Source organism: Streptomyces sp. NPDC000983 (assembly GCF_040299205.1).
In the GTDB taxonomy this organism is placed as follows: Bacteria; Actinomycetota; Actinomycetes; order Streptomycetales; family Streptomycetaceae; genus Streptomyces.
Map to the genome: position 1 here is coordinate 1 of NZ_JBEPBM010000006.1, position 18,715 is coordinate 18,715.

Genomic DNA, 18,715 nt, shown 5'->3' on the forward strand with positions numbered 1-18,715 from the left:
CCGGTCGCCGAACTGAGCGAGGAACTCAAGGCGCAGCACGACCTGCTGATGGCGAACTTCTTCGCCCAGACACAGGCGCTCGCCTTCGGCAAGACCGCCGAGGAGGTCCGTGCGGAGGGCGTCGCCGAGGAGCAGGTGCCGCACCGCACCTTCCGCGGCAACCACCCGACGACCACGATCCTCGCCCCCGAGCTGACCCCGTCGGTGCTCGGCCAGCTCATCGCCCTCTACGAGCACAAGGTGTTCGTGCAGGGCGCCGTGTGGAACATCGACTCCTTCGACCAGTGGGGCGTCGAACTCGGCAAGGTCCTCGCCAAGCGCGTCGAGCCCGCCCTCACCGAAGGCGCCGAGGTCCCCGGCCTCGACCCCTCCACCGCTGCCCTCGTGGCCGCCTACCGTGAACTGAAGGAAGTGCACTGACATGCAGCTCGGACTCATCGGCCTCGGCAAGATGGGCGGCAACATGCGCGAGCGGATCCGCCGCGCCGGCCACACCGTCGTCGGCTACGACCGCAACGCGGACCTCGCCGACGTGTCGAGCCTGGCCGAACTGGTCGACCGGCTCGAAGGGCCGCGCGTGGTCTGGGTGATGGTCCCGGCCGGCGCCGCCACCCAGTCCGTGGTGGACGAACTCGGCGGACTGCTGTCCCCCGGTGACGTCGTGGTCGACGGCGGCAACTCCCGCTGGACGGACGACGAGAAGCACGCCAAGGAGCTCGGCGAGAAGGGCATCGGCTTCGTCGACGCCGGTGTCTCCGGCGGCGTCTGGGGCCTGGAGAACGGCTACGCCCTGATGGTCGGCGGCGACGCCGAGCACATCGCGAAGGTGCAGCCGGTCTTCGACGCGCTCAAGCCCGAGGGCCCGTACGGCTACGTCCACGCGGGCAAGGTCGGCTCCGGGCACTTCTCCAAGATGGTCCACAACGGCATCGAGTACGCCATGATGCAGGCCTACGCCGAGGGCTGGGAGCTGCTGGAGAAGGTCGACTCGGTGACGGACGTCCGGGAGGTCTTCCGGTCCTGGCAGGAGGGCACGGTCATCCGTTCCTGGCTGCTCGACCTCGCGGTGAACGCCCTCGACGAGGACGAGCACCTCGACAAGCTGCGCGGCTACGCCGAGGACTCCGGCGAGGGCCGGTGGACCGTGGAGGCGGCCATCGACAACGCCGTGCCGCTGCCCGCGATCACGGCCTCGCTGTTCGCGCGGTTCGCCTCCCGGCAGGACGACTCCCCGCAGATGAAGATGATCGCGGCGCTGCGCAACCAGTTCGGCGGCCACGCCGTCGAGTCGGCCAAGTAGCGACCCCAACGCCCTTCTGAAAAGAGCGTGTTGACACCCACGGTTCGGCCGGGTCAGAGTCCCCAGCGATGGAGATCAACGATCTGACACCGGCCGAACTGCGGGTATGGCGGGCGTTCTCCCGGGGAGCGCCGGTCGACTTCCGCACCGGCGCCGACGAGAACACCGCGGACGGCGGCGGCTGGGGGCCCGAACGCACCCTGCGGGCGTCCGTCCTGCGGGCCCTGCTGGTGAGCGCACCGCAGGAGGAGGGGGAGATCGCCGCGCTGCGGGTCGCCGGCGCGCGGATCACCGGGCTCCTCGACCTCACCCACGCCGTCCTCGACCACCCGCTCCGGCTGAGCCACTGCCACTTCGAGCAACGCCCCGAGCTGTACGGCATCCAGGTCCGCCGGCTCAGTCTGCCCGGCTCGGTCCTGCCCGGCCTGGGCCTCAACGGCGCCCGCGTCGACGGCACCCTGCGCCTGAGCGACTGCCGGATCGACGGGACCCTGCGGCTCGCCGCGGCCCAGATATCGGGCGCGCTCTTCCTCGACGGCGCCGAACTCAACGCACCGGACGCCACGGAGCCCGCGCTCAAACTCGACCAGGCCGTGGTCAACGACGACCTGTGGGCGCCGGGGCTGCGGGTGCGGGGCGAGGTCCGGCTCAGCGGGGCCACCGTCACCGGGTCGGTGAACCTGGGCGAGGCGCTCCTGGACCGGCCCGGCCGGCTCGCCCTCGACGGGCAGACCCTCACCGTGGAGGGCGACGTGCTCCTGCGCGGGACCGAGGTCAACGGCTGGATCGGACTGCGCAACGCCCGCATCACCGGCCGCCTCGACCTGTCGCACGCCCGGCTGCGCAACCCCGGCAGCACCGCCCTGCGCGCCCGCAGCGCCGTCATCGGGGAGCTGTGGCTGCGCAAGGGCCCCCGCCCCGAGGGCGCGCTCAACCTGCGCCGCGCCCAGATCGACGACCTCTTCATCGAGCCGGAGGTGGTCCCCGACGAGGTCCGCCTCGACAACCTCGTCTACACCAGCCTCACCAAGCACGAGCCCGCCGAACGCCGGCTGCCCATGCTGGAGCGGGACACCGACGGCTACGTCCCGCACGCCTACGAACAGTTGACGGCCGCCTACCGCCGGATCGGCGACGACAACGCCGCCCGCCTCGTCCAGCTCGCCAAGCAGCGCCGGCACCGCTCCACGCTCCCCTGGTACGGGCGGCTGTGGGGGCACGTCCAGGACGCCACCGTCGGCTACGGCTTCCGGCCGCTGCGCGCCTGCGGCTGGCTGCTGTCACTGCTCGCCCTCGGCTCGGTGGCGTACGCGCTCAACGAGCCGCCGCCGCTGAAGGCCGACGAGGCACCCCACTTCAACCCGGTCTTCTACACCCTGGACCTGCTGCTGCCGGTGATCTCCTTCGGGCAGGAGGGCGCGTTCGACCCGGCGGGCTGGTGCCAGGCGCTGTCGTATCTGCTGGTGCTGACCGGCTGGGTCCTCGCCACCGCCGTCCTCGCCGGCGTCACCCGCACCGTCAGCCGCCAGTGACCCCCCGCTCGCCGTGCTGCGCCGCCAGCCGCACCGGCGCGTTCGGCGCGCCGTAGCCCTCGTGGCCGGCGTCGCGCTGGACGAGTTCGAAGAAGACGTGTCCCACGGTCCGCGTGTAGCAGTGCCGGAAGGCACCGCCCTCGTCGCGGTCGTAGAGGATGCCGAGTTCGCGGTAGGTCTCCAACTCCCCTTCCGGGAGGTCGAAGCGGGCCGCGAGGTCGTCGTAGTAGTTGGCGGGGACCGGCAGCAGCCGACCGCCGGCGGCGCGGAAGGCGCGGGCCGCGGCGACGACGTCGTCCGTGGCGAGGGCGATGTGCCGGGCGTGCACGGTGTCGTCGCCGGGGGCCGCGCCGACGGTCAGGGCGATCCGGACGCTGCCGTCGGCGTTGGTGACGGCGCGGCTGCGGCGCAGTCCGTAGGGGTCGGCGACGTCCACACCGGGGCGGGCGTCGAGGCCGAGGACGGCTCGGTGGAAGAGGACCGCCTCGTCGTAGTGGTGCCAGGGCTGGGTGAGGGCGAGGTGGTCGACCCCTGTGACGGCGGTGGCCGCGGGAGTGTGCGGCACGTCCTCGAAGTCGCCCCGCCAGTCGGCGGGTGCGCCGCAGAAGAACAGTTCCGTGCCGTCGGGGGCGGCCACGGCGTCCAGCGGCGCGTCCTCGGGGGCCCGGCGGCGCGGGAGCACCGGGGCGAGGAGGGCCTCGGCGCGGCGGGCGGCGGCCGCGGGGTCCGGGGACTCCAGGCCGACGGCGGTGAGCCGGACGCTCTCACGGCGGGCGGCGGAACCGGTGTTGACCAGGATGCGGGCCTCGCCCTGCGCCCAGTGGTCGACGGGCTTGCCGCGGTGGCGCGCGGTGCGGGCGAAGCCCAGGGCGGTGAGCACGGCCGCGACCGGTTCGGCGTCCGGGGTGAGCAGTTCGGCGAAGGCGACCTTGGTGGGGACGACGGGGGCGGGCGGTTCGGCGAGGCCGACCTGTTCCTTCAGGAACAGCAGGGAGCGCCTGCCGTCCACGGCGGTGGGGCCGGCCTCGGCCTGCCGGAAGACGTCGTTGAAGACCTCCAGGGACAGCGGCCCCCGGTAGCCGGCGCGCAGAACGTGCCGGACCAGGCCGGCGACGTCGAAGCCGCCCTGGCCGGGGAAGCAGCGGTGGTGGCGGCTCCACTGCAGGACGTCCATGCCGAGCAGCGGCGCGTCGGCCAGTTGCAGGAAGAAGATCTTCTCGCCGGGGATGTCCTCGATGCCCTTCGGGTCCGAGCCCCGGGACAGGATGTGGAAGCTGTCCAGGCAGGTGCCGAGCGCGGGGTGGCCGGCCTGCTCGACGATGCGCCAGGCGTGGTCGTAGGTGTTGACGTGGCGGCCCCAGGCGAGCGCCTCGTAGGCGACGCGGATGCCGAACTCCTCGGCGAGGGCGGCGAGCCGGGCCAGTTGCGCGGCGGCCAGGGCGTCGTCGTCCACCGCCTGCGGGGCGACGCTGGAGCAGACCAGCACGGTGTCCGTGCCGAGCCTGCGCATCAGCTCGAACTTGTGCCGCGCCCGGCGCAGATTGCGGGCGAAGTCGGCCTCGGGCACGGCCTCCACGTCCCGCATCGGCTGGTAGAGGTCGATGCTCAGGCCGAGGTCCGCGCAGCGGGCCCGGATGTCCTCGGGGGCGAGCGGGCTGGCCAGGAGGTCGTTCTCGAAGATCTCCACACCGTCGAAGCCGGCCCGCGCGGCGGCGGTGAGCTTCTCGGTGAGCGTTCCGCTCAGACAGACGGTGGCGATGGACGTACGCACGTCGGTACCCCTCTCAGCGCGGTGCGGCTACGGCGTCGGTCAGCTCGGCGAACTCCGCGAGCATCCGGGCGCTGTCCGGTTCCAGGCCCGTGAACAGGCGGAAGGCGTCCACGGCCTGGAAGACGGCCATGCCGCCGCCGTCGAGGGTGGCGCAGCCCCGGGCGCGGGCGGTGCGGACCAGTTCGGTCTCCAGCGGGCGGTACACCACCTCGGCGACCCACAGCCCGGGGTGCAGCAGCTCGGCGGGGAAGGGCAGGCCGGGGTGGGCGGCCATCCCGGTGGGCGTGGCGTGCACGATGCCGTCGGCGGCGGCGAGCAGGGCGGGCAGCCGGTCGGGGGCGGCGGTGGCGGCTCGGCCCTCGCCGAAGTGCCGGTTGAGCGAGCCGGCGAGGGCGGCGGCCCGCTCGGGGAGCGCGTCCACGACGGTGACCTGTTCGGCGCCGAGGGTGAGGGTGGCGTGCGCGACGGCCGCGCCCGCGCCGCCCGCGCCGAGCTGGACGACCCGCTCCAGGGGCGCGTCGGGCAGCCCGCGCGCGAAGGAGGCGGCGAAGCCGGTGACGTCGGTGTTGTGGCCGACGGCCCGGCCGCCGTCGAGGACGACGGTGTTGACCGCGCCGAGCGCCTCGGCCTGCGGGGACAGCGCGTCGAGGTGCTCGATGACGAGCTGCTTGCACGGGTGGGTGATGTTGAGCCCGTCGAAGCCGAGGTCGCGGGCGGCCCGGACCAGGTCGCCGACCCGCTCGGGCGGTGCGCCGAGGACGTCGATGTCGATCAGCCGGTACAGATACCGCACGCCCTGCCGGTCGGCCTCCCGCTCGTGGAGGGCCGGGCTGAGGGAGGGTCCGATACCGGAGCCGATCAGTCCGACGAGATATGAGTCCTTGGGCACCGCGGACCTCCAGAGCAACTAATGTACGAACTAGTACGTTAGTCATAGCACCCCTCCCCCGGCAGAGGAAGACGCGGCGGCCCAGCTCTTACAATCGCGACATCCGTCCCTCGCCCGAAGGAACCCGATGACCAGCGTCGACGAACAGGCACGACAGGGCGGACGCACCCGCGACGCCGCCCGCACCCAGGCCGAGATCCTCGACGTGGCGACCCAGGAGTTCGCCCGGGCCGGCTACGACGGGGCCAGGGTCGACGAGATCGCCGCCCGCACCCGCACCACGAAGCGGATGATCTACTACTACTTCGGCGGCAAGGAGCAGCTGTTCACGGCCGTGCTGGAGCGGGCGTACGGCGTGATCCGCGAGGCCGAGCAGGAGCTGGACGTCGAGCACCTGGACCCGGTGGCGGCGATCCGGCGGCTGGCCGAGGTGACCTTCGACCACCACGAGGCGCACCCGGACTTCATCCGTCTGGTCAGCATCGAGAACATCCACGGCGCCGAGCACATCGCCGCCTCCGAGAAGCTCGGCAGGATCGGCTCCCCGGCGCTGGACGTGATCCGCCGCATCCTGGCGGCGGGCCAGGAGTCCGGCCTGTTCACGGCGGACGTCGACGCCGTCGACCTGCACGCGATGATCAGTTCGTTCTGCTTCTTCCGGGTCGCCAACCGGCACACCTTCGGCGCGCTGTTCGGCCGCGACCTCGTCGACCCGGCCCAGCGCGAGCACTACCGCACGATGCTCGGCGACATGGTGATCGCCTACCTCACCGCGGAGCGCGCGGCGGACTGACCGCGGCACGGACGGGGTGGCCCCGCGTCGGCGGGGGCGTCCACGGCGGGGAATCGAGGGGCGGGCACCGGTGACCGGGCCCGCCCCGACGCGGCTCGCGGCACAAGCCGCTCCGACGGGACCCCTTGACAGCCGGGAAACGCGCGCGCAACATCCCTTCCCACCGGGACTAACTATCCAGTGGGTTAATTAGCTGTAGAACCGGCCCTTCTCCCCTCCGCTCACTCCGCATACGTTGGAGTTCCCTCAAAGGAGCCGCCGTGTCCGTCCCCTCCTCCGCCGCCCCGCCCGGGCAGCCGAAGAAAGCCGCGACCGCCGCCTGGATAGGCAGCGCGCTGGAGTACTACGACTTCTTCATCTACGGCAGCGCGGCGGCCCTGATCTTCCCCGAGGTCTTCTTCGACGAGTCCGACCCGGCCACCGCGACCCTGCTGTCGCTGGCCACCTTCGGCGTGGCGTACGCGGCCCGGCCGGTCGGCGCGCTCTTCCTGGGCCACTACGGCGACCGCCTCGGCCGTAAGAAGATCATGGTCTTCACGCTGATCCTGATGGGCATCTCGACGTTCCTGATCGGCTGCCTGCCCACCCGGGACCAGGTCGGCACGCTCGCGCCGGTGCTGCTGGTGCTGTGCCGGGTCCTCCAGGGCATCTCCGCCGCGGGCGAGCAGGCCAGCGCCAACTCGATGACACTGGAACACGCGCCCCCGGGCCGACGCGGCTTCTTCACCAGCTTCACCCTCAGCGGCACCCAGGGCGGGCAGCTGCTCGCCACCCTCGTCTTCATCCCGATCGCCGCGCTGCCCGAGGAGCAACTGCTGTCGTGGGGCTGGCGGGTGCCGTTCTGGATGAGCATCGCGGTCGCCGTCGTCGGCTACGTCATCCGCCGCAAGCTGGACGAGACCCCGGCCTTCGAACAGCAGGCCGCCTCCGAGGGCGTCGTCAAGCTGCCCCTCGCGGTGCTGCTGCGCGAGCACTGGGCGGACGTGCTGCGGGTGATCGCGGCCGCGCTGGTCGCCTCGGTGAGCACGATCTTCACGGTGTGGGCGCTGGCGTACGCCACGAGCGACTCCGTCGGCATGAGCCGGTCGTCGATGCTGTGGGTGGGCGCCCTGGCCAACCTGGTCGCGCTGGCCGCGATCCCGCTGTGGGCCACGCTCTCCGACCGCGTGGGCCGCCGCCCGGTCTTCCTGGTCGGCGCAGCCGGCAGCGCGGGCATGATGTTCCTGTACCTGTGGTCGATCTCGACCGGCAACTACCCGCTGGTCCTGCTGCTCGGCATCGTCACCTTCGGTGTCGTCTACAGCGCGGCGAACGGCGTGTGGCCGTCCTTCTACGGCGAGATGTTCTCGACGCGGGTGCGGCTGTCCGGCATGGCGATCGGCACCCAGATCGGCTTCGCCGTCGCCGGTTTCGCGGTCACCTTCGCGGCGCAGATCGCCGGTCCCGACGGGGACGACTGGTCGGCGGTGGCCCTGTTCACCGCGGCCCTGTGCGTGCCCCCGGTGATCGCCGCCCTCACCGCCCGCGAGACCCACCAGGTCCCCACGGAACTGCTCGGCGAGAGCGCGCCCGAGAAGACGGCGCAGCGCGAGTCCGTGACGGCCTGACCCCGTCACGCCAGGTCGGACCCCGGAGGCCGCGAAGGCTCCGGGGTCCGGCGCGTCGGGAGGGTCCTCCCCGGTGCGGCGCGGCCCGACGGACGGGGTCGTAACCGGGTTCGAGCACCCTCTCCTGTGCGGGGGCACTTGAACCTGACACCGGTGTCAGGGCCGACCCTGCCGGCATGACCACAGCCCAGGAACTGCGTCAGCCCACCGCGCTCCCCCTGCCCGCGCTCCTCGCCCTGGCCACCGCCGTCTTCGTCACCAGCCTCACCGAGACGCTCCCGGCCGGTCTGCTGCCCGCGATGAGCGAGGACCTCGCGGTGAGCGAGCCGGCCGCCGGACAGGCGGTGACCGTCTACGCCGTCGGTACGGCGCTCACCGCGATCCCGCTGTCCGCGGCCACCGCGCACTGGCCGCGCAAACGACTGCTGCTGGCCGCGATGGCCGGCTTCGGCGCGGCCAACACGGTCACCGCCGTCTCGGCGAGCTATCCGCTGACCCTGGCGGCCCGTTTCGTCGCCGGTGTGGCGGCGGGCGTGGCCTGGGCACTGCTGGCCGGGTACGCGCGCCGGCTGGTGCCGCCACGGGTGCAGGGCAGGGCGGTCGCGGTCGTCATGGCGGGCGTGCCGCTGGCGCTGGCGGTCGGCGTGCCGGCGGGCACGTTCCTGGGCGGGGTGTTCGGCTGGCGGACCGCGTTCGCCCTGATGACCGCCCTCACCGCGGTGCTGCTCGGCTGGATCGCGGTGGGCGTCCCGGACCGGCCGGGGCAGGAGCGCGCCGGGCGGACCCCGGTGCGCGCGGCGCTCGCCGTGCCGGGCGTCGTCCCCGTCCTGTTCGTGACCCTGGTGTTCGTGCTCGCCCACACCGTCCTGTACGCCTACATCGCCACGTTCCTGGACCGCCACGGCATGGGCGGCTCGACGGACCTGGTGCTGCTGGTGTTCGGCGGCACCTCGCTGCTCGGCATCGTCGTCGTGGGCGCCCGTATCGACCGGCGGCTGCGGGCGCTGACCGTCGCGGGCGTGCTGCTGGTCGGCGCGGCGGCGGCGCTGCTGGCGGCGTTCGGCGACCGGCCCTGGCTGGTCCTCGTCGCCGCCGCCCTGTGGGGTCTCGGCTGGGGCGGCGCCCCCACCCTGCTCCAGACCGCGGTGGCCGACGCGGGCGGCGAACACGCGGACGCGGCCCAGTCGATGCTGGTCACCCTCTGGAACGCGGCCATGGCCGGGGGCGGGGTCGTCGGCGGTGTGCTGCTCGCCCTGTTCGGCACGGCCGCGTTCCCGTTCGGCGTACTGGCCCTGCTGGTGCCGGTCCTCGCCGTGGTGTGGGCGGCGCGGGAGCACGGGTTCCCGGTGCGGTAGGGGCCGGCCGGCCGCTCCGGTTCCCGCCGCGGCAGGCGCAGACCGGCCGCTCCGGGTTCCCGCCGCGGCAGGCCGTGGGCGTCGGTCAGTCGCGCCGGGGAACGCCGTAGGCCCGGTCCACCTTCAGGCGCAGGACCAGGCGGCGGTCGCGGACCATGGCGGCGCGGAAGTCGTCCCAGTCGGGGTGTTCGCCGAGGACGTCACGGTAGAGGCGGACGAGTTCGTCGACCGTGGGGTCGTGCGGGTCCTTCGCGACGGGGGTGAGTTCGGCGGTGCCCTCGGCCACCGTGTACGCCCAGCGGTCGCCGCTGGTGACGTGGTACGAGGCGCGCGGGTCCCGGCGCAGGTTGCGGGTCTTGGCCCGGTCGTCGGTGATCGAGACGCGGATGACCCGTTCGTCCGGGTCGTAGGCGTGGCTGACGTTCGACAGCTGGGGGCGGCCGTCGCGCTTGAGGGTCACCAGCACTCCGCCGTGGCCCTCGGAGAGCAGCTGGAGCAGAACTTCTTCGGTCCGGTCCTGAGTCATGTCCCGGTAACGGGCGGGAGAGCGGCGGGCATTCCCGCGCCGCACGGCGTAGACAGTGTCTACTGGTGCTGGTAGACATGGGCCATGCGGGAATCGGAGGCAGGGCTGCGGGAGCGACTGGTCGACGTGGGTGTGGAACTGCTGGCCTCCGAGGGGGTCGGGGCGCTCACCCTGCGGGAGATCGCCCGGCGCGCGGGCGTCTCGCACGGGGCTCCGCGCCGCCATTTCCCCACCCATCTGGAGCTGTTGTCGGCCATCGCACGGCGCGGCTTCGCCGAACTGGCGGACCGGGCGACGAGCGCCGTCGAAGGCGTGGACGGGCCGAGGGCCCAACTGGGCGCGCTGGCAAGGGAGTACCTGCGCTTCGCGGTGGACCGTCGCGGGATGTACGAGCTGATGTTCCGTCATGACTTGCTGAAGAGCGGCCATCTGGGGCTGCGGGACACCAGCCTGCCGCTGTTCGGGCGGCTGGTGGAGCTGGTGGGCCGGGTCCGGCCGGACCTCGACGCCCGGCTCGCCGGGGGCGCCCTGTGGGCCGCCCTGCACGGCACCGGGCAGCTGTGGGGCTGGGGCAGCCTCCAACTCGCCGTCGGAACAAGCGACTTCGACCGCATGGTGGATGCCGTGCTGGCCGTACATCTCGGGCCGGAGGAGGCGTGAACCCTCGTCCGACCCTCGCCGCCGGCGTGGCCGGGGCGATGATCGTCGCCCTGGACGGCACCGTCCTCACCCTCGCGCAGCCCGCCCTCCAGCGGGAGCTGGGCGCCACCCACGCCCAGGTGCAGTGGACCAGCACCGGCTATCTCGTCGCCGTGGCAAGCCTGTTGGTGTTCGCCGGCCGCCTGGGCGACCGCTTCGGGCACCGGCGCGTCTTCGCGGTGGGGATGCTCGGGTTCGGCGCCACCTCCGCGGGCATCGGCCTCGCGCACGGCATCGGCTGGATCATCGGACTGCGGGTCGCGCAGGGTGTCTTCGGGGCGCTGCTGCAACCGGCGACGCTCGGCATGCTGCGGGCCGTGTACCCGCCGGACCGGCTGCGCGGGCCGATCGCGGTGCGCACCGCGGCCATCGGCGTGGCCGCCGCCGTCGGTCCGCTGGTCGGCGGAGCCCTGGTGGCGGGCCACGGCTGGCGGGCCGTGTTCTTCCTGAACGTGCTCCCCGCGGCCGTCTTCGGCCTGCTCGTCCTCCTCGCGCGCACCCCCGAGCCCACCGCGCCGGTCCGCCTCGACCTGCCCGGCGCGCTGCTGCTCGCCGTGGCGCTGGCCGCGCTGGTGCACGCCCTGGTCGCGCTGCCGGACATGGCGCCGACACTGCTGGTGGCGGCGGTGGCCGGGGCCCTGTTCGTCCGTCACGAACGGCGCACTGCACACCCCTTGCTGCCCCCGGACGTGCTCGGCCGGCCCGCGGTGGGCGCCGCGCTCGGTGCGCTGGTCGCCGCGTCGGCCGCGCTGTCCGGGACCCTGTTCGTCGGCACCTTCCTCCTCCAGGACACCCTCGGCCTCGACCCGTTGCACAGCGCGCTGCGCTGTCTGCCGCTCGCCGTCGCCATGGTGGGCGCCGCCCCGCTGTGCGTGGTGCTGCTGCGCCGGGCCGGTGCCCGCCGTACGACCGTGACCGCGCTGGCCGTCCTCGCCGGGGGCGTCCTGCTGCTCTCCCGCAGCACCGGCACGCTCGGCCTGTGCACCGGATTCGCCCTGCTGGGCGCCGGGTTCGGCACGGTGATGGTGGCCGCCACACATGTCGTGGTCCGGGCGGCGGCCGTCGAGGCGGCCGGGGTGGCGGGCGGGCTCCAGCAGACCGCGATGAACCTGGGGCCCGTGCTGGGGGTGGCCGTGGCGACCGTGCTCATGGGACCGGACGGCGGTGCCTGGCTGCCGCTGACGGTCCTCGCCGGGATCGCGGTGGCGGGCACCCTCGCCGGCCGCGCGCTGCCGGGACGTTTCATCCCGGTCGCGAACGAGCACCGCGAACCCAGGGACCGCACACCAGTTCCTGGAGGACGATGAGGTCGCGGGCGGCTCCGGCCGGGTAGGCCGGAGCAACCTCGACGGTTGCACGCGTAAGGAGAGCGATGGCACTGCTGCGACAAGAGGCCGAGCCGGGCGAGGTCGGCCTGGACCCGAAGGCGCTGGACCGACTGGACCAGTACTTCGCCCACTACGTCGACGAGGGCCGGCTGCCCGGATTCCTCCTCTCCGTCGCCCGCGGCGGACGCGTCGCGCACCTCACCACGCACGGGCACCGCGACCTGGCCGCCGAAGAGCCGGTGACCGCCGACACGCTGTGGCGGATCTACTCCATGACCAAACCGGTCACCTCGGTGGCCGCGCTGCTGCTGGTGGAGGAGGGCGGACTGTCGCTGGACGACCCGGTGGGCCGCCACCTCCCGGCCTTCGCCGAGCCGCGCGTGTACGTCGACGGCACCGGTGCCGACGTACGCACCCGGCCCGCCGCCGGCCCGATGCTGATCCGGCATCTGATGACCCACACCGCGGGGCTGACCTTCGCCTTCTACCACTGCCACCCGGTCGACGCCCTCTACCGCGAGGCCCGGCTGGACTCCGCGGTGCTGCCCGGCTCGGACCTCGCGGAGACCGTCGACGTGTACGCGAGCCTCCCGCTCCAGTTCGATCCGGGCACGCAGTGGAACTACTCGGTCGCCAGCAACGTCCTCGGCCGGGTCATCGAGGTCGTCTCCGGCCGGCCGCTCGACGAGTTCCTCGCCGAACGCGTCTTCGGCCCGCTCGGCATGACCGACGCCGGCCTGCACGTCCCCGACGAACAGGCGCACCGGCTCTCCGAGTTGTACGGCGAGACGGAGGACGGCGGCATCACCCCGATCGCCGGGCTGCCGTTGCGCGGGCGTCCCCGGTTCCTGTCCGGCAGCGGCGGGATGGCCGCCTCCGCCCACGACATCCACCGGTTCATGGAACTGCTGCGCCGCCGCGGCGAACTCGACGGCACCCGGCTCCTCGCGCCCGGGACCGTCGACCTCATGACCACCAACCGGCTGCCCGGCGGCGCCGAACTGCGCGCCTTCGGCAGCCGTCCCGCCCACGACGAACCGAACAACGACGGCATGGGCTTCGGCCTCGGCGTCTCGGTGGTCCTCGACCCCACCCGCACCCGGGCCCCGGCCGGCCCCGGCACCTACGGCTGGAGCGGGGCGGCGACCACGACGTTCTTCGTCGACCCGACCCGTGATCTGACCGTGCAGTTCATGACCCAGGTCCGGCCGCGGACCCCGCACACGATGTTCCCCGACCTCAGACGGATGGTGCACGAGGCCGTCGCCGACTGACGCACCGGCCCACCGCCCGTACAACGGGCGGTGGGCGAGGGGGAGAACGCCGGGCGGCCCGCACCGGCGTCAGGACCAGTGCGCCACGGCGTCCAGATGGGGCAGGTGGTGGTCCAGGCGCTCCCGCTTGGTGCGCAGATAGGTGATGTTGCTCTCGCACGGCGGAATGAGCAGCGGGACCTGCTCGGCGACCGTGATGCCGTGCTCCAGCAACGCCTCGCGCTTGCGCGGGTTGTTGGACATGAGCCGGACGCTGCGCACCCCGAGGTCGTCCAGGATGCGCGCGGCGACCCCGTAGTCGCGGGAGTCGACGGGCAGGCCCAGGGCGAGGTTCGCCTCCACGGTGTCCAGGCCCTCCGCCTGGAGCGCCATCGCCCGCAGCTTGGCGAGCAGTCCGATGCCGCGGCCCTCGTGCCCCCTCAAGTAGACGACGACACCGCGGCCTTCGGCCACGACCGCGCGCAGCGCGGAGGCCAGCTGGTCGCCGCACTCGCAGTGCTGGGAGCCGAAGGCGTCACCGGTGAGGCATTCCGAATGCAGCCGGGTGAGGACGTCCTCGGTGCCGATGTCGCCGTAGACCAGAGCCACTTGCTCGTCACCGCGGTCGTGGTCGAGGTAGCCGACCGCGCGGAATTCCCCGTACACCGTGGGCAGCGGCGCATTCACAATGCGTTCCACACCCGTGCGGTCGGGAGACTTCTTTCCGAGTACGCCAACTTTTTCTGTCATGATCTGGTTCCTAAGCAGAGACGAAAGGCCGTGAAAAGATGAGTGGTTCAACAACGCGGGCGGCACACGGGCTGGTACCGGCGGACACCACCGAGGACGTCCGGGCGCGCGGGGCGGGCGTCTCACGGCAGATCGCCGTCCTTCCGGTCGGCAGCTTCGAACAGCACGGCCCCTTCCTGCCGCTCGCCACGGACACGCTCATGGCCTGTGCCGTCGCCCGGGAGATCGCCGCCGCGTACCCGGTGCACCTCCTTCCGCCCGTGACGGTCTCCTGCTCGCACGAGCACGCGGCGTGGCCGGGGACCGTCAGCATCTCGTCGGTGACCCTTCATGCGGTGGTACGGGACATTGCGGATTCGCTCCGCCGTTCCGGCGTGGACGCCCTGGTGGTGGTCAACGGCCACGGCGGTAACTATGTGCTGGGCAACGTCGTTCAGGAAGCCTCCGCGCGCGGGGAACGGATGGCGCTGTTCCCGGCGACGGAGGACTGGGAGACGGCGCGGGAGCGGGCCGGGGTGACCACTTCCCTCCTCACCGACATGCACGCGGGAGAAATCGAGACCTCCGTTCTGCTGCACTGTCATCCGGAAATGCTGCGTCCCGGTCACGAGACCGCGGACTTCGTCGCTGACGACCGCCGGCATCTGCTCTCCCTCGGTATGTCCGCCTATACCGATTCGGGTGTCATCGGGCGTCCCTCCCTGGGGTCGGCGGAAAAAGGAAAGGAACTCCTGGCGAGCCTGGCGGAATCCTTCGGGGCGTATTTCGCATTGCTGACCGGGGACACGTTCGACGGCCCGCCCGCACGGTAGCCGGAGCGGCGCCGGGCGACCAGGACCAGGGCGCCCGGCAGGCTGGCCGCGAGACACAGCACGCCGTACACGACGGCCACCGTGAGCCCGCTGCCCGCGCCGAGCCCGGCGGCGCCGAACGCCCAGGCGGTGACGCCCTCCCTGGGGCCCCAGCCGCCGACGTTCAGCGGCAGGCTCATCGCGAGCAGCGCGAGTACCGCGAGCGGCAGCAGTACGGCGACGGAGGCGTCGGTGCCCGCGGCGCGGGCCGCGAGGACGAACGTGGCGATGTGACCGGCCAGGACGACCACCGACGACAGGGCCACGCCGGTCCAGACCCGGCGCGCCAGCAGTCCCGCACCGGCGTCCGGGGCGGCCTCGGTTCCGGCGCTGTCGCGGGCCCGTTCGCGCCGGGCGGGCGAGCGGCTCATCCGCAGCGCCACGACGACGGCGAGCACGCCGAGGACGGCGAGCGCGAGCAGCGGCCCGAGATGCCGGGCCTCGGCCCGTACCGGGGAGGGCAGGGTGAGCAGGACGACCGCGCCGACCACGGCCAGCGCGATCTGGCCCGCGGCCCGCTCCAGCACCACGGAACGGACTCCCCGGCGCAGGTCACCGGCGCTGCGCCCGTGGGTCACCGCCCGGTGCACGTCCCCGAGGACGCCCCCGGGCAGGGCCGCGTTGAGGAACAGCGCCCGGTAGTAGTCGGCCACGGCCGGCCCGAGCGGGAGCCGGATGCGCAGACCGCGGGCGACCAACTGCCAGCGCCAGGCACTGAACACGGTCGTCACCACGCCGATGCCGACGGCCGCGAGGACGGCCGGGGCGTCGATGCTGCGCAGCCCGTCGACGAAGACCCCGGTGCCCATCCGCCACAGCAGCACGCCGAGGATCAGCACACCGGCGGCGGTGCCGAGGTGAGCGCGGAGGTTGCGGGGCCGGGGGACACGGGGTTGCGAGAGCCCGTCGTGCGTGGGGGTGCCGGAGGGGGCGGGCACGGGCTCGACGGCGGCGGACGGCGGGGCGGGGACGGGGGGCGCGGCGGGGGTGGCCGCGGGTGTCGCGGCACTGACCGTGGCGGCCACGGCGGCCGGTGGGGCGGTGGCCGTGACCGCCACGGAGTTCGGTACGTCCGTGGCCGTGACGGTCGCGGAGATCAGCGGGTCCGTGGCCGTGACCGCCACGGAGTTCGGTACGTCCGTGGCCGTGACGGTCGCGGAGATCAGCGGGTCCGTGGTCGTGGCCGCCACGGAGTTCGGTACGTCCGTGGCCGTGACGGTCGCGGCGGCTGACGGGTCCGTGACCGTGACGGCCGCCGGGACGGACATCGCCGTCGGGACTGTGGCAGCGGTGGGGCGGGCGGCGGTGCGCGACAGCACGGGACGCGGGCGCGTCCCGGGCCGGTCGGACCGCGCGACCGTGCACGGCTGCGCGGTGCGCGGCCCCACCGTCTCCGCGCTCATGACGCCGCCCCGTCCGTCGGCCGGCTCAGGGCGAGCAGGTCGGTGTGGTGGACGACCACCCGCAACTCGCCCGCCTCGCAGGCCGCGAGGCGCTCACGGAGATAGTCCTGGGCCGGTCCGCCCAGTTCCGGGCGCTCCTCCACGGCCGCGCCGACCCAGCCGCGCAGCCACTGCGCGGTGAGCGCGGCGTCGGCCGGGCCGAGCCTCCAGGGGCTCGGGTGCACCCGCACCGTCGCGCCGTGCGCGGCGAACGCCTCGCAGGCGACGGTGACCGCGTCCGGGCCGAGCAGGTCGGAGCGCCGCTGGTGGGCGTTGAACGCATCGGCGATCTCCTCGTCCAGCGGATGCGGCGGGGTGAGTTCCACCCGGCCCGCGACGGACAGCGTCAGCAGCGCGGGGCAGCCGGCGCCGGCGCAGGCGGCGGCGAGGGTCTCGATCTCCTCCCGGGTGAGCACGTCCAGTAGCGCGGACGCCGTCACCAGCGAGGCTCCGGAGAGGCTGTCCGGGGTGAGCCGGGCGATGTCACCGCGGCGCGTCTCGACGGAGACCCGGCTGCCGTCGGCGCCGGCCCGCGGGGAGGCCACGGCGGCGAAGTGCAGCAGGTAGGGGTCGCGGTCGTGCAGGATCCAGTGCTGGGCGCCGTCCAGCCGCGGGGCGAGCCAGCGGCCCATCGAGCCGGTGCCGCAGCCCAGGTCGTGGATGACGAGGCCGTCCGCCTTGCCGGGCAGGTTGGCGAGCCGGATGCGCAGCGGATCGAGCAGGTCGTGGGCGCGGGCGGCCCCGTCGGGCCCCTCCCGCAGCTCCAGCCACTCGGGCGCGTACCGCGGCGGCTCCTGCGGTCCGGACTCCCGCAGCTTCAGCGTGGGCCGCTCGCCGGGGCGGCCGGCGGGCCCGGCGCCGGGGATGACGGTGTCCTCGTCGGCCGTGTCTCCCGGTCCGGGCTGCCCGGGGATGCGTCCCATGTCGTGCGTCACCGCCGTCTTCCTCATGCCGCCCTCCTGGGTTCGTTCGGCAGCCGGCCCAGTACCCCGGCCAGGCTGCGGGCCGTGGTCGCCCAGCCGTCGAGGGCCGCGCGCCGGCCCCGCGCGGCCGCCTTCAGCCGGCGTCGTACGTCCGCCTCGCCGAACCAGCCGCGCAGCTCGGCGGCGAGGGCGGCGGGGTCCTCCGGGGGGACGAGGATGCCGGGCACCCCGCCGTCGGGGGCGCGGCCGACCGCCTCGGGGAGCCCGCCGACGTCGGTGGCGAGGACGGGGATGCCGCGGGCGAGCGCCTCGGTCACCGCCATGCCGTACGTCTCGGCGTACGACGTCAGGACCATCAGGTCGGCTGCGGCGTAGCTGGCGTCGAGTTCGGCGCCGGCCTGCGGTCCCGCCAGCAGCAGCCGGTCCTGCAGGCCGTAGGTGGCGATCAGGTCCCGCAGCCCGGCCACGTACTCGGGGTCCTGGCCGAGGCCGCCGACGCACACGCAGCTCCACGGGAGGTCGGCGACCGCCGCCAGCGCCTCGACCAGCCGGTGCTGGCCCTTGCGCGGGGTGACGGCGGCGACGCACAGCAGCCGGGAGACTCCGTCGGTGCCGGAGGCGATGGGCGCGATGTCGGCGCCGGGGGCGGCGACATGGACGCGGTCGGGGGCCAGTCCGTGGTGGGAGACCAGTCGGCGCACGGCCCAGTCGGAGGTGGCGACGACGGCCGGGACCGCGCGCAGCACGGCCCGCTCCCGGGCGTCGAGTTCGGCGGCGACGGCCGGGGCGAGGCCGGTCTCGTCGCCGAGCGGCAGATGCACCAGCACGGCGATCCGCAGCCGCTCCGCCTCGGGTACGACGATCTCGGGCACCCCGCACCCGACGAGTCCGTCGATCATCACGACCGTGCCGTCGGGCAGTTCCCGCAGGATGCGGGCGAGTTCGGCGCGCGCCGAGGCACCGGGGCTCGGCCAGGCGCCGGCCACGGTGTGCTTGTGGACTTGCCAGCCGAAGCCGGGCAGGTCCAGGCTCACGCGCCGGTCGTAGGCGTTGCCGCCGCTGGGCACGGCCGGGTCGTCGACCCCGCCGGGCATGACGAAGTGCACGGAGCTCAGGGACATGGGCACGATCTCCGCGTTCTTCAGGGCGGAGTGCTGCACGGGCACATAGGTCAGCCGGGCCCGGTCCACGGTCAGGTCGGTCACAGGGCACGCTCGTAACTCGCCCAGGCGACGTGCGACTCGTGCAGGGAGACGGTGATCCCCGCGAGGCCCTTGGCGCCCTCGCCGAGCGCCCCCTTGTGCACCCGCTCGGCCAGCCGGTCGGCGATGACCTTGGCCAGGAACTCCGTCGAGGTGTTGATCCCGGCGAAATCGGGCTCGTTGTCGAGGTTGCGGTAGTTCAACTCCGCGACCACCGCTCCCAGTTCCTGGGTGGCGAGACCGATGTCGACGACGATGTTGTCCTCGTCCAGCTGCTCGCGCCGGAACGTTGCGTCCACGAGGAACGTCGCTCCGTGCAGACGCTGCGCGGGGCCGAAGACCTCGCCGCGGAAGCTGTGGGCGATCATGATGTGATCGCGGACGGTGATGCTGAACAACGGACGACCCTCCAGGTGCGGCGCGTCTGATCCCCGGCCGATCCGTGCCGGGGATGTGCAGTAGTACGGCTGCTCGCTTCCCGTTGTTCAGCCGTC

At 73.5% G+C, this 18,715-nt stretch carries 17 protein-coding genes and 1 pseudogene; 10 read left to right on the top strand and 8 right to left on the bottom strand.

The genetic code is table 11. The features are described from left to right. From ABT296_RS08540 to ABT296_RS08550, 3 genes are all read left to right on the top strand, one after another. Positions 1-420: phosphoglucose isomerase-related protein (locus ABT296_RS08540; RefSeq protein ID WP_502977205.1), on the top strand; the 420-nt coding region annotated here is incomplete at its 5' end. Between the two features lies 1 nt (position 421). Continuing rightward, the gene (gene gnd, locus ABT296_RS08545; RefSeq protein WP_351924672.1) at positions 422-1,300 is read left to right on the top strand and encodes a phosphogluconate dehydrogenase (NAD(+)-dependent, decarboxylating); all 879 of its coding nucleotides are present in this window, start codon (positions 422-424) and stop codon (positions 1,298-1,300) included. A gap of 68 nt (positions 1,301-1,368) precedes the next feature. Next, entirely contained in the window at positions 1,369-2,832 is a 1,464-nt protein-coding gene (locus ABT296_RS08550; protein ID WP_351924674.1) for a translocation/assembly module TamB domain-containing protein, read from the top strand. Here the strand turns inward: ABT296_RS08550 and ABT296_RS08555 are convergent. Continuing rightward, entirely contained in the window at positions 2,819-4,603 is a 1,785-nt protein-coding gene (locus ABT296_RS08555) for a sugar phosphate isomerase/epimerase and 4-hydroxyphenylpyruvate domain-containing protein (protein ID WP_351924676.1), read from the bottom strand. The genes ABT296_RS08550 and ABT296_RS08555 overlap by 14 nt on opposite strands. A gap of 13 nt (positions 4,604-4,616) precedes the next feature. Continuing rightward, on the bottom strand, positions 4,617-5,492 hold the full coding sequence (locus ABT296_RS08560; protein WP_351924678.1) for a shikimate dehydrogenase: 876 nt from the start codon (positions 5,490-5,492) through the stop codon (positions 4,617-4,619). Positions 5,493-5,619: 127 nt separating this feature from the next. On the opposite strand from ABT296_RS08560, the gene ABT296_RS08565 reads away from it, so the two are divergent. The 3 genes from ABT296_RS08565 (at position 5,620) to ABT296_RS08575 (ending at position 9,247) form a co-directional block, all read left to right on the top strand. Next, entirely contained in the window at positions 5,620-6,285 is a 666-nt protein-coding gene (locus tag ABT296_RS08565) for a TetR/AcrR family transcriptional regulator (protein WP_351924680.1), read from the top strand. 260 nt (positions 6,286-6,545) lie between these two features. Further along, positions 6,546-7,892: an MFS transporter gene (locus tag ABT296_RS08570; RefSeq protein WP_351924682.1), complete on the top strand. Its 1,347-nt coding sequence runs from the start codon at positions 6,546-6,548 to the stop codon at positions 7,890-7,892. A gap of 176 nt (positions 7,893-8,068) precedes the next feature. Then, positions 8,069-9,247, top strand: a complete 1,179-nt coding sequence (locus tag ABT296_RS08575; RefSeq protein WP_351924684.1) for an MFS transporter — start codon at positions 8,069-8,071, stop codon at positions 9,245-9,247. Between the two features lie 85 nt (positions 9,248-9,332). On the opposite strand, the gene ABT296_RS08580 is transcribed toward ABT296_RS08575, so the two are convergent. Beyond that, positions 9,333-9,773, bottom strand: a complete 441-nt coding sequence (locus ABT296_RS08580) for a PPOX class F420-dependent oxidoreductase (RefSeq protein ID WP_351924686.1) — start codon at positions 9,771-9,773, stop codon at positions 9,333-9,335. Between the two features lie 84 nt (positions 9,774-9,857). Here ABT296_RS08580 and ABT296_RS08585 point away from each other — a divergent pair, with 84 nt between their 5' ends. The 3 genes from ABT296_RS08585 to ABT296_RS08595 all read left to right on the top strand — a co-directional run bounded on the left by ABT296_RS08585 (position 9,858) and on the right by ABT296_RS08595 (position 13,074). Beyond that, positions 9,858-10,433: a TetR/AcrR family transcriptional regulator gene (locus ABT296_RS08585; RefSeq protein WP_351924688.1), complete on the top strand. Its 576-nt coding sequence runs from the start codon at positions 9,858-9,860 to the stop codon at positions 10,431-10,433. Beyond that, positions 10,430-11,779, top strand: a complete 1,350-nt coding sequence (locus ABT296_RS08590; RefSeq protein ID WP_351924690.1) for an MFS transporter — start codon at positions 10,430-10,432, stop codon at positions 11,777-11,779. The genes ABT296_RS08585 and ABT296_RS08590 overlap by 4 nt, the downstream gene beginning before the upstream one ends. Positions 11,780-11,844: 65 nt before the next feature. Beyond that, a complete protein-coding gene (locus ABT296_RS08595; RefSeq protein ID WP_351924692.1) occupies positions 11,845-13,074 on the top strand; it encodes a serine hydrolase domain-containing protein in 1,230 nt (409 codons plus the stop codon). A gap of 69 nt (positions 13,075-13,143) precedes the next feature. On the opposite strand, the gene ribA is transcribed toward ABT296_RS08595, so the two are convergent. Continuing rightward, positions 13,144-13,803, bottom strand: a complete 660-nt coding sequence (ribA, locus tag ABT296_RS08600) for a GTP cyclohydrolase II (RefSeq protein WP_351924694.1) — start codon at positions 13,801-13,803, stop codon at positions 13,144-13,146. A 38-nt stretch (positions 13,804-13,841) separates the two neighbouring features. Between ribA and ABT296_RS08605 the strand changes: the two genes are divergently transcribed. Beyond that, on the top strand, positions 13,842-14,615 hold the full coding sequence (locus ABT296_RS08605; protein ID WP_351924696.1) for a creatininase family protein: 774 nt from the start codon (positions 13,842-13,844) through the stop codon (positions 14,613-14,615). 113 nt (positions 14,616-14,728) lie between these two features. Here the strand turns inward: ABT296_RS08605 and ABT296_RS08610 are convergent. The 4 genes and pseudogenes from ABT296_RS08610 to ABT296_RS08625 form a co-directional block, all read right to left on the bottom strand. Then, positions 14,729-16,057, bottom strand: a pseudogene (locus ABT296_RS08610) (lysylphosphatidylglycerol synthase transmembrane domain-containing protein); the annotation flags it as partial. Continuing rightward, a complete protein-coding gene (locus ABT296_RS08615) occupies positions 16,054-17,046 on the bottom strand; it encodes a methyltransferase domain-containing protein (RefSeq protein WP_351924698.1) in 993 nt (330 codons plus the stop codon). The pseudogene ABT296_RS08610 and the gene ABT296_RS08615, both read right to left, overlap by 4 nt. After that, the gene (locus ABT296_RS08620; RefSeq protein WP_351924700.1) at positions 17,043-18,224 is read right to left on the bottom strand and encodes a glycosyltransferase family 4 protein; all 1,182 of its coding nucleotides are present in this window, start codon (positions 18,222-18,224) and stop codon (positions 17,043-17,045) included. Before ABT296_RS08620 ends, ABT296_RS08615 begins: the two co-directional genes overlap by 4 nt. Continuing rightward, positions 18,221-18,619, bottom strand: coding sequence for a 6-pyruvoyl trahydropterin synthase family protein (locus ABT296_RS08625; protein ID WP_351924702.1), 399 nt, complete (start codon positions 18,617-18,619; stop codon positions 18,221-18,223). Before ABT296_RS08625 ends, ABT296_RS08620 begins: the two co-directional genes overlap by 4 nt. Positions 18,620-18,715 lie beyond the last annotated feature (96 nt).

Bases quoted from the DNA above. Each gene is read 5' to 3' on its own strand.
- ABT296_RS08575 (WP_351924684.1), top strand. From the start codon at position 8,069: ATGACCACAGCCCAGGAACTGCGTCAGCCCACCGCGCTCCCCCTGCCC.
- ABT296_RS08580 (WP_351924686.1), bottom strand. From the start codon at position 9,773: ATGACTCAGGACCGGACCGAAGAAGTTCTGCTCCAGCTGCTCTCCGAG.
- ABT296_RS08615 (WP_351924698.1), bottom strand. From the start codon at position 17,046: ATGAGGAAGACGGCGGTGACGCACGACATGGGACGCATCCCCGGGCAG.
- ABT296_RS08585 (WP_351924688.1), top strand. From the start codon at position 9,858: ATGCGGGAATCGGAGGCAGGGCTGCGGGAGCGACTGGTCGACGTGGGT.
- gnd (WP_351924672.1), top strand. From the start codon at position 422: ATGCAGCTCGGACTCATCGGCCTCGGCAAGATGGGCGGCAACATGCGC.
- ABT296_RS08605 (WP_351924696.1), top strand. From the start codon at position 13,842: ATGAGTGGTTCAACAACGCGGGCGGCACACGGGCTGGTACCGGCGGAC.
- ABT296_RS08550 (WP_351924674.1), top strand. From the start codon at position 1,369: ATGGAGATCAACGATCTGACACCGGCCGAACTGCGGGTATGGCGGGCG.
- ABT296_RS08595 (WP_351924692.1), top strand. From the start codon at position 11,845: ATGGCACTGCTGCGACAAGAGGCCGAGCCGGGCGAGGTCGGCCTGGAC.
- ABT296_RS08565 (WP_351924680.1), top strand. From the start codon at position 5,620: ATGACCAGCGTCGACGAACAGGCACGACAGGGCGGACGCACCCGCGAC.
- ribA (WP_351924694.1), bottom strand. From the start codon at position 13,803: ATGACAGAAAAAGTTGGCGTACTCGGAAAGAAGTCTCCCGACCGCACG.